This is a genomic window from Arcobacter sp. CECT 8985 (assembly GCF_004116495.1).
In the GTDB taxonomy this organism is placed as follows: Bacteria; Campylobacterota; Campylobacteria; order Campylobacterales; family Arcobacteraceae; genus Malaciobacter.
The window spans coordinates 46,413-62,044 of sequence record NZ_PDKC01000015.1 but is presented as its reverse complement, the minus strand read 5'-3'; the positions used below and the strand labels follow the sequence as shown (position 1 = coordinate 62,044).

14 protein-coding genes are annotated in these 15,632 nt (G+C 27.0%); 9 read left to right on the top strand and 5 right to left on the bottom strand.

Features of this window, described 5'->3' with window-relative positions; all coding sequences use genetic code 11:
- From CRU93_RS14165 to folE, 5 genes are all read left to right on the top strand, one after another.
- On the top strand, nt 1-390 hold a 390-nt coding region (locus CRU93_RS14165; RefSeq protein WP_164967652.1), incomplete at its 5' end, for a hypothetical protein.
- Complete coding sequence (locus CRU93_RS08070) at nt 359-910, top strand: hypothetical protein (protein WP_129103685.1); 552 nt, start codon at nt 359-361, stop codon at nt 908-910. The genes CRU93_RS14165 and CRU93_RS08070, both read left to right, overlap by 32 nt.
- Nucleotides 911-2,296: a GspE/PulE family protein gene (locus CRU93_RS08065; protein WP_129103684.1), complete on the top strand. Its 1,386-nt coding sequence runs from the start codon at nt 911-913 to the stop codon at nt 2,294-2,296.
- Complete coding sequence (locus CRU93_RS08060) at nt 2,286-3,464, top strand: type II secretion system F family protein (protein WP_164967651.1); 1,179 nt, start codon at nt 2,286-2,288, stop codon at nt 3,462-3,464. Before CRU93_RS08065 ends, CRU93_RS08060 begins: the two co-directional genes overlap by 11 nt.
- Before the next feature lie 10 nt (nt 3,465-3,474).
- On the top strand, nt 3,475-4,047 hold the full coding sequence (gene folE, locus CRU93_RS08055; RefSeq protein WP_129103682.1) for a GTP cyclohydrolase I FolE: 573 nt from the start codon (nt 3,475-3,477) through the stop codon (nt 4,045-4,047).
- 18 nt (nt 4,048-4,065) lie between these two features.
- Here folE and CRU93_RS08050 read toward each other — a convergent pair whose 3' ends face one another.
- The 4 genes from CRU93_RS08050 to CRU93_RS08035 form a co-directional block, all read right to left on the bottom strand.
- Nucleotides 4,066-5,622, bottom strand: coding sequence for a BCCT family transporter (locus CRU93_RS08050; RefSeq protein ID WP_129103681.1), 1,557 nt, complete (start codon nt 5,620-5,622; stop codon nt 4,066-4,068).
- Between the two features lie 200 nt (nt 5,623-5,822).
- Nucleotides 5,823-6,164 carry a MerR family transcriptional regulator gene (locus CRU93_RS08045; protein ID WP_129103680.1) on the bottom strand — a complete coding sequence of 114 codons (342 nt, stop codon included), beginning with the start codon at nt 6,162-6,164 and terminating at the stop codon, nt 5,823-5,825.
- Between the two features lie 39 nt (nt 6,165-6,203).
- Nucleotides 6,204-7,556, bottom strand: a complete 1,353-nt coding sequence (mgtE, locus tag CRU93_RS08040) for a magnesium transporter (protein ID WP_129103679.1) — start codon at nt 7,554-7,556, stop codon at nt 6,204-6,206.
- Nucleotides 7,557-7,576: 20 nt separating this feature from the next.
- Nucleotides 7,577-8,761 carry a M23 family metallopeptidase gene (locus CRU93_RS08035; RefSeq protein ID WP_129103678.1) on the bottom strand — a complete coding sequence of 395 codons (1,185 nt, stop codon included), beginning with the start codon at nt 8,759-8,761 and terminating at the stop codon, nt 7,577-7,579.
- A gap of 77 nt (nt 8,762-8,838) precedes the next feature.
- Here CRU93_RS08035 and CRU93_RS08030 point away from each other — a divergent pair, with 77 nt between their 5' ends.
- The 4 genes from CRU93_RS08030 to CRU93_RS08015 all read left to right on the top strand — a co-directional run bounded on the left by CRU93_RS08030 (nt 8,839) and on the right by CRU93_RS08015 (nt 14,739).
- Complete coding sequence (locus CRU93_RS08030) at nt 8,839-9,795, top strand: murein L,D-transpeptidase family protein (protein ID WP_129103677.1); 957 nt, start codon at nt 8,839-8,841, stop codon at nt 9,793-9,795.
- A gap of 66 nt (nt 9,796-9,861) precedes the next feature.
- Entirely contained in the window at nt 9,862-12,075 is a 2,214-nt protein-coding gene (gene purL, locus CRU93_RS08025; protein ID WP_129103676.1) for a phosphoribosylformylglycinamidine synthase subunit PurL, read from the top strand.
- A gap of 85 nt (nt 12,076-12,160) precedes the next feature.
- Nucleotides 12,161-13,693, top strand: a complete 1,533-nt coding sequence (gene purH / locus CRU93_RS08020; protein WP_129103675.1) for a bifunctional phosphoribosylaminoimidazolecarboxamide formyltransferase/IMP cyclohydrolase — start codon at nt 12,161-12,163, stop codon at nt 13,691-13,693.
- 293 nt (nt 13,694-13,986) lie between these two features.
- Complete coding sequence (locus tag CRU93_RS08015) at nt 13,987-14,739, top strand: acyl-[acyl-carrier-protein] thioesterase (RefSeq protein ID WP_129103674.1); 753 nt, start codon at nt 13,987-13,989, stop codon at nt 14,737-14,739.
- A 38-nt stretch (nt 14,740-14,777) separates the two neighbouring features.
- Here the strand turns inward: CRU93_RS08015 and CRU93_RS08010 are convergent, their stop codons facing one another.
- Entirely contained in the window at nt 14,778-15,473 is a 696-nt protein-coding gene (locus CRU93_RS08010; protein WP_129103673.1) for a bifunctional 2-polyprenyl-6-hydroxyphenol methylase/3-demethylubiquinol 3-O-methyltransferase UbiG, read from the bottom strand.
- Nucleotides 15,474-15,632 lie beyond the last annotated feature (159 nt).

Here is a 15,632-nt window from a genome sequence, read left to right as displayed (position 1 = left end):
AAAATTCACTCAAATATTATTAAACCTTTTAATTTCCCCAATTTATTACTATTTTTTTTAATTATATCAATTAGTCTATCTTGTTTATCATATCTTTCATTTTTTAATAATGAAAAAAAGATTGAAAAAAAGTCAATTACTCATATTTCTTTATATAAATATAAAGCACAAAAATTAGTAAATATTTTAGAAGTTTTGAAAAATTATGACCTTAATCTAGATGAATTATCATTTGAAAATAATCAATTTAATTTATTTGTATCTTCTATAAATATAAATAATATCCATAAATTCATAGACTCTAAAATTTATAAAATTGATGTTGTATCTTTAAATTATAATAATCAAAGGCAAAAAAATGAACTTGTTTGCAAAATTAGTAGCTTATGAAAATAAGATAGATAAATTAGAAGTAAATAAAAAGATAAAATTGTTTTTATTACCTCTTTTGTTATCTTATATTATCTATTTTTTATTTGATACAAACAGTAAAAAATTAGTAAAGTTGAAAGATACTTTTATTAATAAATCAAATAGTTATAATCATTTAAAAGCATTAAATGATTTTAGTAAATATTGTGAAAAGAATAATATAAAAGTCAAAAAGATACTAAAAGAGAATGATTTAATAATACTTCAATCAACTGGAAAATTAAAAGAACTCTTGAAATTATTTGATTATATTGAAGAATATGATCCGTATACAAATATTACTTCTTTTTCTATTAATTATGATAAAAAATATTTAATGAATCTTGATATTTCAACATCAAAAAAATATAAAAAAATTGATATAAAACAGTTTGATTCTAAATTATCATTTTTAGAAATTAAAAAGCAACAGACAAATCAAAAAATAAATGCCGTAGTTTTTAATCATAAGTTATTAAAAAATAGATGGGGTAATTAGATGAAAAAAATAACAACTTTATCAAATTGTATAATTAATTATAATTTGATTAAAAAATATGATACTACAGCATTAATAAAAAATTTTGTTTTACCATTAAATGAAGATGATGTATATTCAAATTGTGCTATATGTAATGATACAAATATAGAGTTTGCAAAAAAGTGTTTTTTTAATTTAACAAATTTTATAAATGTAAAAAAACAGACAATTCTTTTTTATTTAAGTGATTTAGATATAAGAATGAATCTTTTTTCTTTAGCTCAAAATTGTATACAACAAAATAATTTTGATCAAAGCTATATAGACCAGTTTTTAATAAAATTACTTAGTTTTGCAGTTTATAAAAAAGCTAGTGATATACATATTGAAACAAATGAGCATACATTAAGTGTAAGGTTTAGAATAGATGGGAAACTAAGACATATTATAAATTTTGATATACAATTGTATAAAATATTAAGTTCTATAATAAAATTAAAATCAAATCTTGATATAACTGAATATCGAAAAGCATTAGATAGTAGAATTACTCAAACAATTGAAGGTAAAGAGTTTGATTTTAGAATATCAATTTTACCTACTATTTATGGTGAGTCAATTGTTTTAAGAATATTAGATAATAGTAAAGAAAAAAAAGAGTTATCAAGATTGGGTTTTTCTTCCCATGTATTTAAAGAATTATCTAATATTAAGATGTTAACACAAGGGTTAGTTTTAGTATGTGGACCAACAGGAAGTGGAAAAACGACTACTTTGTATTCATTATTAGAAAGTTTTGATTTAGAAAATAAAAAAGTTATTACTGTAGAAGATCCAGTAGAGTATAAGATTAAATCTATTACTCAAATTAATATAAATGAAAAAATTGGACTTAGCTTTTCAACTGTACTAAGAAATATATTAAGACAAGATCCTGATATTATTTTTATAGGAGAAATTAGAGATAGATTATCTTTAGAAATTGCTATACAAGCATCATTAACTGGACACTTAGTACTTTCAACAATTCACTCAAATTCAGCGATTAATTCAATAAATAGATTAATAGATTTAAATCCACAAAATTTTTTATTAAGTTCAACCTTAAAGTACATTTTTTATCAAAGATTGGTTTTGAAAACTTGTCCTTATTGTAATTTTAAAGGTTGTGAAAAATGTAATTTTACAAAATATAGTGGAAGAACAATTATATCTGAGTACTTAAAAATTGATGAAAAAATAGCATCATTAATATCAAAAAATAAAGCTATAAGTGAATATAAAAATTATTTAAAGCAAATTGATTATAAGAATATATATTATGATGGAAAACAAAAAGCAAAACAACAACAAACATCCTTAGAAGAAGTTTTTAATGTTTTGGGATCTCAAGATGAAGTATAAAATTATATATCAAAATAACAACAAATTATTTTCAAAAATTATAGATACACAAAATTTAAAAACTGAGAATTTACCTAAAAATGTAATAAAAATTAAAAGAGTCTATTCAGATTTTTTTACTAAAAAAAAGAGTATTTCAAATAAACAAATTTATCAATTGTTTTATGAAATAGATATGATGTTACAAGCAAATATAAATATAAATAATGCATTGAATATTATTTGTAAAAATAGAAAAAGTAATGTATTAAAACAGTTTTGTAAAGAGTTGCTTGATTCAATACAAAGTGGAAATGGTTTAAGTATTAAATATGAAAATTTTATAATTGATAAAAGTGTAATAAATTTTTTTAACCTTATAAATAAAAAAGGCAATATTAATTTGGCAATAAGTACATTAGTTAAATTATTACAATTTGATTTACAAATGAAAAATGAGTTAAAAAAAGCATTTTCATATCCTTTTGTTTTGCTTATCACTTTATGTTTATGTTTTTTTTCAATTTTTTATTTTGTTTTACCAACATTTGAAAATTTAATTAATTCAAATGCAATTAAAAGTAATTATGCAACTATATTACTATTTAGTTTTAAACATTTCTTAGAAAATAATATTTTATTTTTACTCTTAATTACTATTATTTCTATTATAGGTACACTTCTTTTTTATAAATTTAATAGTAAATTTGAGTATTTTATAAATAAGACATTATTTTTATATATACCTTTTTTTAGTTTATATATTAAAACATTTGAGTTGTATAAATTATTTATAGTTTTAAATATTTTACAAAATGCAAATTATGAATTTCATGATACATTATGTAGTGCAAATAGTTTAATAAAAAACAAATATCTTTTAGATAAAATAGCGCTCATTAAAAATCTATTGAAAAGTGGAAAAACTATTAGTTATTCTTTTGATTATTCAAATTTATTTGATGATCTTGTATTAAATTTGATACAAACAGGTGAACATTCAAATAAGATGAATATTGTTACTTTTGAAATAGAAAAAATTTATAAACAAAAATATGAAAGTAGAGTAAAATCACTATCTTTTTGGGTTCAACCAATTGTATTTATGCTCATTGTGGGTTTGATTTTGTGGTTGATTATAGCAATATTTGTGCCAATGTGGAGTATGAGTGATATGATAAAGTATTAAAGGAAAAATAATGGTAAGTGAAAAAGAGTTTGAAGATTCAGTTAAAAAAATTCTTGAGTATGTTGGTGAAGATATCAATAGAGAAGGTTTAGAAAAAACACCAAGTAGGGTAAGAAAAGCTTTTGAATTTATGTGTGGAGGATATAATCAAGATCCAAAAGAAGTGATAAATTCAGCATTATTTACTAGTACTAATGATGAAATGGTAGTTATCAAAGATATTGAATTTTATAGTCAATGTGAACACCATATTCTGCCAATAATTGGAAAAGCACATGTTGCGTATATTCCTAATGGTAAAGTAGTTGGATTAAGTAAAATACCAAGAGTAGTTGATATTTTTGCTAGAAGATTACAAATTCAAGAACAACTAACTGAACAAATTTGTGATGCATTAAATGATGCATTACAACCAAAAGGTGTTGCTGTTATGATTGATGCAAGACATATGTGTATGGAGATGAGAGGAGTTGAAAAAATTTGTTCAACAACTGTTACTTGTGCATTAAGAGGTCTTTTTAAACAAAATAAAAAAACAAAAGATGAATTTTTATCTATAGTTTCTTCTTCTTTTCGTAAATAAAAGTAGCTAATGCTACTTTTATTTTACAGGCAATTCTGATTTTAAGCCTTTATACAAACTAAAACACATTACTAATAAGATTATAGTAAATGGTAATGCTGTTGTAATAGAACCTGCTTGAAGTGCGGCAAGTGCTTCTTTCCCTCCAATATATAGAAGTGAAATAGCAACACCACCTTCAATTAATGCCCAAAATACTCTTTGTGGAGCTGGAGCATCAAGTTTACCACCTGCTGTTATACTATCAATTACAAGTGAACCTGAATCAGAAGATGTAACAAAAAATACTATTACTAAAAGTATTGCAACAACTGAAGTTATTGATGAAAGTGGTAAACTTTCAAACATTTGAAACATTGCAAGTGATTTATTTGTAATACCATTTGCTAATTCACCTGTTTGTGAAATAACTTGATGAAGCGCAGTTGTACCAAAAGCACTCATCCAAATAGTTGTAATTAGTGTAGGAATTAAAAGTACTGCTATTAAGAACTCCCTTACTGTTCTACCTTTTGAAACCCTAGCAATAAACATTCCTACAAAAGGTGACCAAGCAATCCACCATGCCCAATAAAATATTGTCCAATCATGAAACCAAATTTTATCTTTTCTATCTATAAAATTTGCAAGACTAAAAAAATTAGTAGCATAATCATTTACTGTATCAAAAAAACCTTTGAAAATATCTATTGTTGGACCTACAATAATAAGAAAGCAAATTAAAATAAAAGCCAATAAGATATTTATATTACTTAATATTTTTACTCCACCTTCTAATCCTCTAACTACAGAGATAACAGCAAGAAGTGTGATTCCTACAATTATCAATATTTGTGTATTTTTTACATTTTCAATACCAAATAGAAAATGTAGTCCAGATGATACTTGTTGCGCACCTAAACCAAGAGAAGTTGCAAGGCCAAAAATAGTAGCAAATACTGCAAGAATATCTATTATATGACCAGGCCAACCCCAAACTCTATCTCCTAAAATAGGATAAAAAGCTGATCTCATAGTTAGGGGTAATTTTTTACTATATGCAAAAAATGATAATGATAAACCAACTACAGCATAAATCGCCCAAGGGTGTAATCCCCAGTGGAACATTGTAGCACCCATTGCTAAGTTTTCTGCTTTTTGTGTATCAGCAGTAACATTAAGTGGTGTATACCACCATCCAGTATAATATGCAACAGGTTCTGCTACAGACCAAAACATTAAACCAATACCCATTCCAGCAGCAAATAACATCGCAAACCATGAGATATTAGAAAACTCAGGCTTTGCATCTTTCCCACCAATTCTAATTTTACCAACAGGTAAAAAAATTAATATTAAACAAAACAGTACAAAAATATTACTAGAGAGCATAAAAAGCCAATCAAAATGATTTATTGACCATTCTTTAGCCCCATCTAATACAGTTTTTGCTTCTACTGGAAACATAAGAGTAACTATAACAAATGCTAAAATTATCAAAGCACTTATTATAAATACAGGATTGTGTACATCTAATCCAAATTTTTGTAAATTATCTTGACCTACTTCATAATCAGTTGTATATTCTTGACTCATAATACTCCTAAAAAAAGATATTTAATTGTAAAAAAATTACATACTTAATGTATTATTTTTACATTAAGTATGTAATATATATTATTATTACTTAAAATATAATAATATAAAAGTGTACTATTTGACATTTTAAGTATAAAAAAAGGAAGCTAGTTGAGAAACTAACTTCCTTTTTTAAAGTGTTTTTTTGCAGTAGTTATTTAGAAATTGTCAATATCATGAACATCTTTAGTAGAAATTTTTTCTAGTTTACCTTCAACAATATCCAAAAATTCATTTCTATTTTTTTCATCCATATTAGTATGAAGAATTTCTAAAATATATTTAATTCCATTTGCATTTATTTTTTTTACACTGGCAAGATAATGGACAAATGCTATGAATCTTACATCATTAATTGAGTATAATTTCTTTGTTTGGTTTAATCTTCTTGGGAATAAACCTTTATCTTCATACATTTTAAGTGTTCTAGATTTTGTGCTTAGTAGTTCGGCAATACTACTTAAAGGTAAAACACATTTTTCATTATCTAATAGCGCCATTATCTTTTCCTTTTTTTATAATCTTTAGTTTGCGCAATTTTATAAAAGTATAACTTTAGCAAGCATTAAAAAACTAAAGAAACCTACAATATCTGTAACTGTTGTTAATAAAACTGTACTTCCTACAGCTGGATCAATATCTAGTTTTTTTAAAAAAAGTGGAATGGATGCTCCAAAAAATCCAGCACTAAAAAGATTAACTACCATTGAAGCAGCTATTACGACTCCTAATAATTTTTCATCAAACCATACCCAAGCAATAAGTCCCATTATTATTGCAAATAAAAATCCGTTGATCAAAGATATAATGACCTCTTTTTTTACTGCATCTTTAGCATTTGCTAATTCTATATCACCTAAAGCTAATTGTCTTACCATAACTGCAAGTGTTTGTGTACCTGCATTTCCACCCATTGATGCTACGATTGGCATTAAAATTGCAAGTGCAACATATGCTTGGATTGTTTGATCAAAAAGACCAATTACTAAAGAAGCTAATATTGCAGTTCCTAAGTTCAAAAATAACCACAATGCTCTTCTTTTAGCTGTGTTTATAACTTTTTCTTCATGTTCAAAATTTTCATGAACCCCAGCTAATTGATAAATTTGTTCTGTTGCATTTTGTTCAATTACATCTAAAATATCATCACTTGTAATTCTTCCCATTAATATATCGTGATAACCAACAACTGCAACAACACTTAAATCATATTGTTCAACATTTTTTGCAACTTCGTCAATATGTGTATCATCACTTACTTTAAATGGTTTATATTTAAATTCATCTGCAGTGCTTAAGATATCTTCATATGTTGTATCAAAATCAAAAATGATTAAATCTTCAAGTGGAATTGATGCAATTAATGAATTTTCATCATTTGTAACAAAAACTTGATGAATATTTTCTAATTCATCTTCTGCTTTTGCATGTTTTAATCTATTTACTGAATCACCAACTGTTTCACTAAGTTTTGCAGAGAATAACTCTGTTTGCATATATGCACCAGCTTCATCCTCTTCATATCTTTTTAGCCACTCAATATCTTTTCTATCTTCTTCTTCTAAGCCATCATAAATCTCTTTAGCTTTTTCAATATCTATTTCTTCAATTTCTTGAATAATATCTGTAGCATCATCTGATTCTAGTTCATCAACAGCTTCTGTTAATTTTTCTGCAGAAAGTTCGTTATAGGCAGCTTCTCTTAAGTTATCAGGAAGTTCTAAAAGAACTTGACCAAGAACTTCTTCTTTTAAGTTTTTAAGTACATAGAAAAAATCATCAACACTTTCATTTTCTATTTTCTTAAGAGAATATGCAATGTCTGTGGGATGCAAATTATCTAGATTTTCTAGTAATTTATGTGGATCAGTTATTTGATCTTCGTTTTGCATATTTACTCCTTAATATTATATTAGTTGTTTTTTAATGTTGAAAAACTCTCTTTTCTTGTTAATTTTGTAGGTAAGTTTCTATCTACGTTGCTAACTATATCTTTTAATTCTTTTACATATTCTTTTGTATTTGCAATAAATGTAGCTTTTTTCTTACCAGAAAGTACAAGTTCTCTTCCTCTTTTTAATACTTTCATTGGATTGATGGCTCTACCATTTTTATATAAACCAAAGTGTAAGTGTGGACCTGTACTAACTCCTGTAGTTCCTACATAACCAATTACTTGGCCTTTTCTTACATTTGTTCCTACATGTTGACCTTTTCTAAATCTACTTTGATGTGCATATAATGTTCTATAACCATTGTGATGATCAATAATAATCACATTACCATATCCACCTTTTCTTCCTCTAAAAATAATTCTTCCTGCTGCTGCTGCATGAATTTTTCTTCCTCTTGGTGCAGCAAAATCTGTACCTAGATGGGCTCTATATCTTTTTAGAACTGGATGCCATCTTCTTGGTGTAAATGGACTTGATATTCTTGTATATCTAACAGGCACTTTAAAGAAGTAAATTTTAGAATAACCTTTACCTTTCTCATCATAATATTTGTCATTATGGATATTTTTTAATCTAAAATTTTTTCTACCATTTACTTCTACAAGTGCAGCAATGACATCTGGTGAACCAAAGTATTTTCCCATTCTTATTTTTTGAGTATACTTTAATGCTACGAAATCGCCTTTTTGAATATGTCTAAAATTGATACTTTTACCATAAATTCTCATTACTTCATTTGCTAAATTAACATTTTTTGTTGCATCTACTATATCTTGAAATGGTGACCTTTTGATTTCAATTGCAATTGTTTCATCTATTGTTTGAAGTGCAATAGGAATTGCTTCAAATTTATATTCACCTTTTTTATCCTCATAAACATGAAGTTGCATCTCTTCAGAAACTGGTATCAATACTTGTTTTAATGTTCCATCATCATTTAATAACAATTCATATTTCATACCTGCATCAATCTCTGAACAAAGTTCTTTATCTTCTTTTGCTAAATCAAAATATAGCTTATTGGGAATATTTTGTTTGCTTAAAAATGTTAGAAAACTATCTCCTTTTGGCCAAGTTAATTCTTGTACTTGCAGACCAAAAACAGATGTTAAAAATATGATTAGTGTAAATATGATTTTCATTAGACTTCTTTTATATAAAAATTAGGGGTAATATTATACAATTGCAAAACTTAAAAAAATCTAGTTGGAGTATTTTAATGCGAATTTTAGGAATCTTCCTACTTACTACTACATTATTATTTGCAGACTTAATTGATATATATAGAACTCAAGGTATACAAGCTGTTAAAGAAAAATTAGAAAGTCAATTGAGAAAGCAAAGTTATTGGGAAAATTATTTACAAGATAAAGATATACAATATGGTTATTACGAATCTACAAAATATTTAATTGTTGTTGATAAAAATTTAAAGAAACTTAGACTTCTAAAAAAAATAGATAATGGTTTCTCTCAGGTTGCAAATGACGATGTAATAGTTGGTGAAAATCCGGGTGATAAAAAAACTGAAGGTGATTTAAGAACACCAGAAGGTGTTTATAGATTAACAAATAAACTAACAAAACTTGATCCATTTTATGGTCCAGTAGCTTTGGTGACTTCATATCCAAATATATTTGATAAAACATTAAATAAAGGTGGACATGGTATTTGGATACATGGTATGCCAATTAATCAAAAAAGAGAAGATTATACAAAAGGTTGTATTGCATTAGATAATATAAATTTGGAGAAGTTAGAAAAAAATATTGATTTAAATGATTCTATACTTTTGATTTCAGAAAATGAGATTAAAAAAAGTACAAAAGAAGATATAAGTCTTATTTTATCATCTATATACAAATGGAAAGATGCATGGAAAAAATCAGATTTAGATGGTTACTTGTCTTTTTATTCAAAAGATTTTAAAAAAAGCAATGGATATGACTTAGAAAGATTTAAAGAATACAAAAAAAGAGTTTTCGCTAAAAAAGAAGATACTCAAATTCACTTTTCAAATATTAATGTAATCCCATATCCTAATTCATTAAACAAAAAAATATATAGAGTTTTAATGGATGAAAAATATAGAAGTAAACATTATAAATTTGATGGTCAAAAAGAACTTTTTCTTGAGATTGTTAACAATACAATCAAAATATTAGTTGAAGGCTAAAACTTTATTTAACCCCTTTTTGGATATAATCGCATCTTAACTATGAAATAACTTTTAAGGTAACAGATGCAACAAAAAGAGATGAATATTGAAGAGATAGCTTTAGCGCACTCTTTATCACTTGAAGAATTAGATCAAATTCGGGATATTTTAGGAAGAGAACCAAACCATGTTGAAATTGGTGTGTTCTCTGCTATGTGGAGTGAGCACTGCTCATATAAATCAAGTAAAAAATATTTAAATGGTTTCCCAACAAAAGCTCCTTGGGTTATCCAAGGTCCAGGGGAAAATGCTGGTGTTATTGATATTGGAGATGGATATGCAGCAGTATTTAAAATGGAATCTCACAATCACCCTTCTTTTATTGAACCTTATCAAGGAGCAGCAACTGGTGTTGGTGGTATTTTAAGAGATGTATTTACAATGGGTGCTAGGCCTGTTGCAAATATGAACTCTATTAGATTCGCTGGAATTGAAGGTAAAAGTGAAACTGCAAAAAAACACAGATTTTTATTAAGAGGTGTTGTTGCTGGAATTGGTGGATATGGTAACTGTATGGGTGTACCAACTATCGGTGGAGAAACAACATTTGAAGAGTGTTATGCAGGAAATAACCTTGTAAATGCTTTTACTTTAGGTATTGCAAAAGCTGATGAAATTTTTTATGGTAAAGCTGAAGGTATTGGAAACCCAGTTATGTATGTTGGTTCTAAAACTGGTAGAGATGGTCTTGGTGGGGCTGTTATGTCATCAGCTTCATTTGATGAAGATAGTGAATCAAAAAGACCAACAGTACAAGTGGGTGATCCATTTACAGAGAAACTACTTTTAGAAGCATGCTTAGAGTTATTTAAAGAAGATTTAATTATTGGTATTCAAGATATGGGTGCTGCTGGACTTACTTCATCTTCATTTGAAATGGCAGGAAGAAGTAATAGTGGTATGATTATGCATCTTGATAAAGTTCCAGCAAGAGAAACTGGAATGACTCCATATGACTTTATGCTATCTGAATCTCAAGAAAGAATGCTTATTTGTGCTAAAAAAGGTACAGAAGATAGAATTATTGAAATATTCCAAAAATGGGAACTTGATGTTGCAGTAATTGGTGAAGTTACAAATACAGGTAATATGGAATTATTTTGGCATGGAGAAAAATGTGCAGAAGTTCCTGTTCAACCAGTAAGTGAACAAGCACCAATTTTAGATAGACCTACAAAAGAGCCTGAATATTTAAAAGATATAAAAAATATTAAATTAGATAAAAATATTTCAAATCAAGAAGCATTTGATGCAATGTTTAGTGATATGGAAATAGTAGATAAATCATGGGTTTATGAGCAATATGATTCAATGGTACAAACAAATACTGTAAAAGGACCTGGAAAATTAGATGGTTCTTGTATTAGAGTAAAAGAAACTGGAAAAGCTCTTGCAATGAGTGCTGATTGTAATACAAGATTTTGCTATATTGATCCAAAATTAGGTGCAAGTGCAGCAGTTATGGAATCAGGAAGAAATGTTGCAATGACTGGTGCAATGCCAAAAGCAATTACAGATTGTTTAAATTTTGGTAATCCAGAAAATCCAGAAGTAATGTGGCAATTTGCACAATCTTGTGAAGGTATTAAAGATGCTTGTAGAGAGTTAATTACTCCTGTAATTGGTGGAAATGTTTCTTTATATAATGAAACAAATGGTGTTGGTGTTTTCCCAACTCCTTCAATTGCAATGGTTGGTGTAAATGATGATGCAAATAAAGTATTACATTCATCTTTAAAAACTGATGGTAATTTATTATATATTTTAGGTGAAACTAAATCAGAATTTGGTGGAAGTTTATACATGAAAAAAGTGTATAAAGAAGTTGCAGGGACTCACCCAGAAGTTAGTTTTGAAAAAGAGTTAAAACTTTGGAATACAGTTATTGAAGCAAATAAACAAAGTTTACTTGAATCTGCAAAAGATGTAAATGTTGGTGGTATTGCAATTTCATTAGCTAAAATGGCAGTTGTTGGAAATAAAGGTGTTGAAGTAAATATTAAATTTGATGATTCAAAAGATATTTTCTCAGAAACTTTAAGTAGAGCAATTGTTGAAGTTAAACCATCAAATAAAGAAGCATTTGAAGCAGTTGCAAAAGATAATGGTATGAAATTTGAAGAAATTGGTACAGTTAAATCTGGAATGATTTCTATCAATGATATTAGAATAACATTAACAGAAGCAAGTGATACATATTATAATAAATTTAGAAGAGTAATTGAACAGGATTTATAATAAGCCTACTTTAAAGCCAAGCTCATTTGAGCTTGGCTTTTTTTATTTTTAAAAGTTAATAATATTTTTATAGGAGAAAATTTTAATGAGAGCATTAATCAGTGTAAGTGATAAAAGTGGTGTTGAGAATTTTGCTAAAGAGTTAGTATCTTTAGGTTATGAAATAATTTCTACTGGTGGTACTTATAAAAAACTTCAAGAAGCAGGAATTGCAGTAATTGAAGCAAATGAAGTTACAAAGTTTCCAGAGTGTTTTGAAGGAAGAGTAAAAACTTTAAATCCATATATTCATGGTGGTATTTTACATAGAAGAGATAAACAATCTCACCTTGATCAAGCAAAAGAACTTGGAGTTGAAGGTATTGATTTAGTATGTGTAAATTTATATCCTTTTAAAGAAACTATTGAAAAAACTGATGATTTTGAAGAGATTATTGAAAATATTGATATTGGTGGCCCTGCAATGGTAAGAAGTGCAGCTAAAAACCATGATAGTGTAATTATTGTAACTGATGTTGCTGATTATGATTTGGTATTAGAAAACTTAAAAAATAATACAAATAGTGCTGAATTTAGAAGAGACTTGATGATTAAGGCATATGAGCATACAGCTGCATATGACTCTATGATTGCAAACTATATGAATAAAAGATTTAATAATGGTATGGGTGCAAAACAGTTTATTGTAGGAACTAAAGTATTTGATACTAGATATGGTGAGAATCCACACCAAAAAGGTGCATTGTATGAATTTGATAACCAATTTACAGATAAATTTATAACAGTAAAAGGTGAAGCAAGTTTTAACAATATGGGTGACATCAGTGGTGCAGCTAAAATTGCTGCTTCGTTTGGTGAAGATAATGCTGTTTGTATTGTAAAACATGGTAATCCTTGTGGATTTGCTATAAAAGATACACTTTTAGACTCTTATACTGAAGCACTTAAATGCGATCCAATTTCTGCATTTGGTGGAGTAGTTGCTGTAAATGGTATTGTAGAACTTGATTTAGCTAAAAAAATGAATGAAATTTTCTTAGAAGTTGTATTTGCAGCAGATTTTACTGCTGAAGCAGTTGAAGAATTAAGCAGAAAAAAAAGAATTAAATTATTTAAACAAGGTACAAAAAAACTAGAATTATCAAATGATGCACATAGTTTCAAAATGGTAGATGGTGGATTTGTATATCAAGATTCTGATAAAGTTGAAGAAGATGAAGTTAGAACAGCTGAACTTAAATCAAAAAGAACTGCAACAGAACAAGAGATTAAAGATATGGAAATTGCTGTAAAAGTAGCTGCTGGTACAAAATCTAACTGTGTTGTATATATTAAAAACTCTGCAATGGTAGCAGTTGGTATGGGTATGACTTCAAGAGTAGATGCTGCAAAAGCTGCACTTAGAAAAGCAGAAGACTTAGGAATTGATGTAAGTGGCTCTGTTCTAGCATCAGAAGCATTCTTCCCATTTAGAGATTCAATTGATGCTGCACAAGAAGCTGGTGTTAAATGTGTTATTGAACCAGGTGGAAGCATTAGAGATGATGAAATTATAGAAGCTGCAGATGAATTTGGAATGGCTTTATACTTTACAGGGAAAAGACACTTCTTACACTAAAAATAATTATTTTTTTTAATGCTAGAGGCTATAGCTTCTAGCACTATTATTATTATGATATGCAAAATTTTAGAATTAATAACAGTTAAATTATGGCAAATTGATTAAGATTTGGTAATTTTACTATATTCTTCTGTTCTGTATTACCAATTATATTTTTGTCTATTAGTTATGTATTTTTTTAATGTCATGAATAAAAAATTTTAAAGTTGATTTTATAATTATAATTTGTATTTTATTTCATTGATAATACAGATTAAAAAGTATATATTCTATTTATATAAGGGGTTATAATGCACAATTATTTTGAAAAAGAGTTTGAATTGAGATTTTTTGAGATGAATAGATTAGGGGAAGCATCTCCTATTGCTATGTTAACTCTACTTCAGGAGGCTGCTGCTGAACATTGTGATTATGCAGGACATAATCTTCTTTCATTAATGTCTGAAAATACTGGATGGGTTTTATTATCTGGTGTGATGCAAATGGAACGTTATCCTTTATATAAAGAAAAAATAATAATAAGAACATGGATCTCAAAATATTATGCAGTAAGGGGAGTTAGAGAAAATATTATTTATGATAAAGATTATAATATTATAGGAAGGGCAAGAGGATTATGGCTTTTTTATGATATAAAAAGAAGAAGACCAATAAAAATACATCCAGATTTTTTAGAAAAATGGTCATCATATGAATCCATACCTTTAAATCATAGTATAACAAACAAAATAAAACCTCTTAATTTTTTTGAGTATCAAAAAGAGTTTAGAGTTAATATGTATGATACTGATACTAATAAGCATGTAAATAATCTTAGATATTTACAGTGGCTTATAGAGTCAATACCTGATGAAATATTAAATAATTACTATTTATATTTTATTGATGGTCGTTTTATCTCTGAAGCACAATATGGTGATGTGATTTTGTCTTCTACAAAAAGAGATATTGTTGATAACTCATTTATTCATACAATCAAAATAAAAGGCACAAATAAAGTATGTGCTACTGGAAAAACTACATGGAAAAAAATAGATAAATAGCTTATTTTAAAATTCTAAGTTCTAAATTTTTATAATGATTACCTACACTTTTTATAAACTGCAAAAAAATGAGGAACTCTTGGTTCTTGATTATCATCATAAGCTAAGAAACTTTGTTGTTCTAAATTATTAATAGTTTGAAATTCATCGATTTCACTTTTTGTAAGTGGCTTTGGTATTTCATCTAATTTTTCATTTTCTTTTCTACTTCTACAAGATACTAAAATATAACCATTTTTCGAAATAAGTGAACTCATTCTTTCTCTTGCTTTTTTTCTATAATCATCCGGTAAAACTTGAATTGTATTGCATTCATAAACTACATCAAAGTTTTCAAACCACTCATTTGGATAGTTAAATAAATCTGCAACTACAAAATTTACTTTGCTATTTGGGTATCTATTTTTACATAATTCAATAGCAGTTGGTGAAATATCAAATGCAGTTACCTTAAAGCCAAAATCATTTAATGCTTGCGCATCATCTCCAACACCACAGCCAATTACACATGCTTTTTTATTCTTTATTTTTACATAATTTTTATTTAGCCAATCTATTAAATAAGGGCTTGGTTCTAAATCTGCCCAAAATACTTTTGTATAATCACCATTTGCACTTTCATATATATTATCAAACCATCCAAGTGGATGTTTTTTATCTTGATACGATTTTACCATATTTTTGTATTCATCAATACTAAATGAATCTTTATGCAAAAAGTCAAGATTTTTCATAATATTCCTTTTATCTCTTTTTTTAATTGATTTTATTACAAATTTGTACTTTTAAGCTTATAAATATTTTATTAAAACTATATATTTTAAAAGTTTTTTAAAAAATATTTTATTTTAATCTTTTTTTCTGTGTATAGCTTATTTAGGTGGTAACCAAAA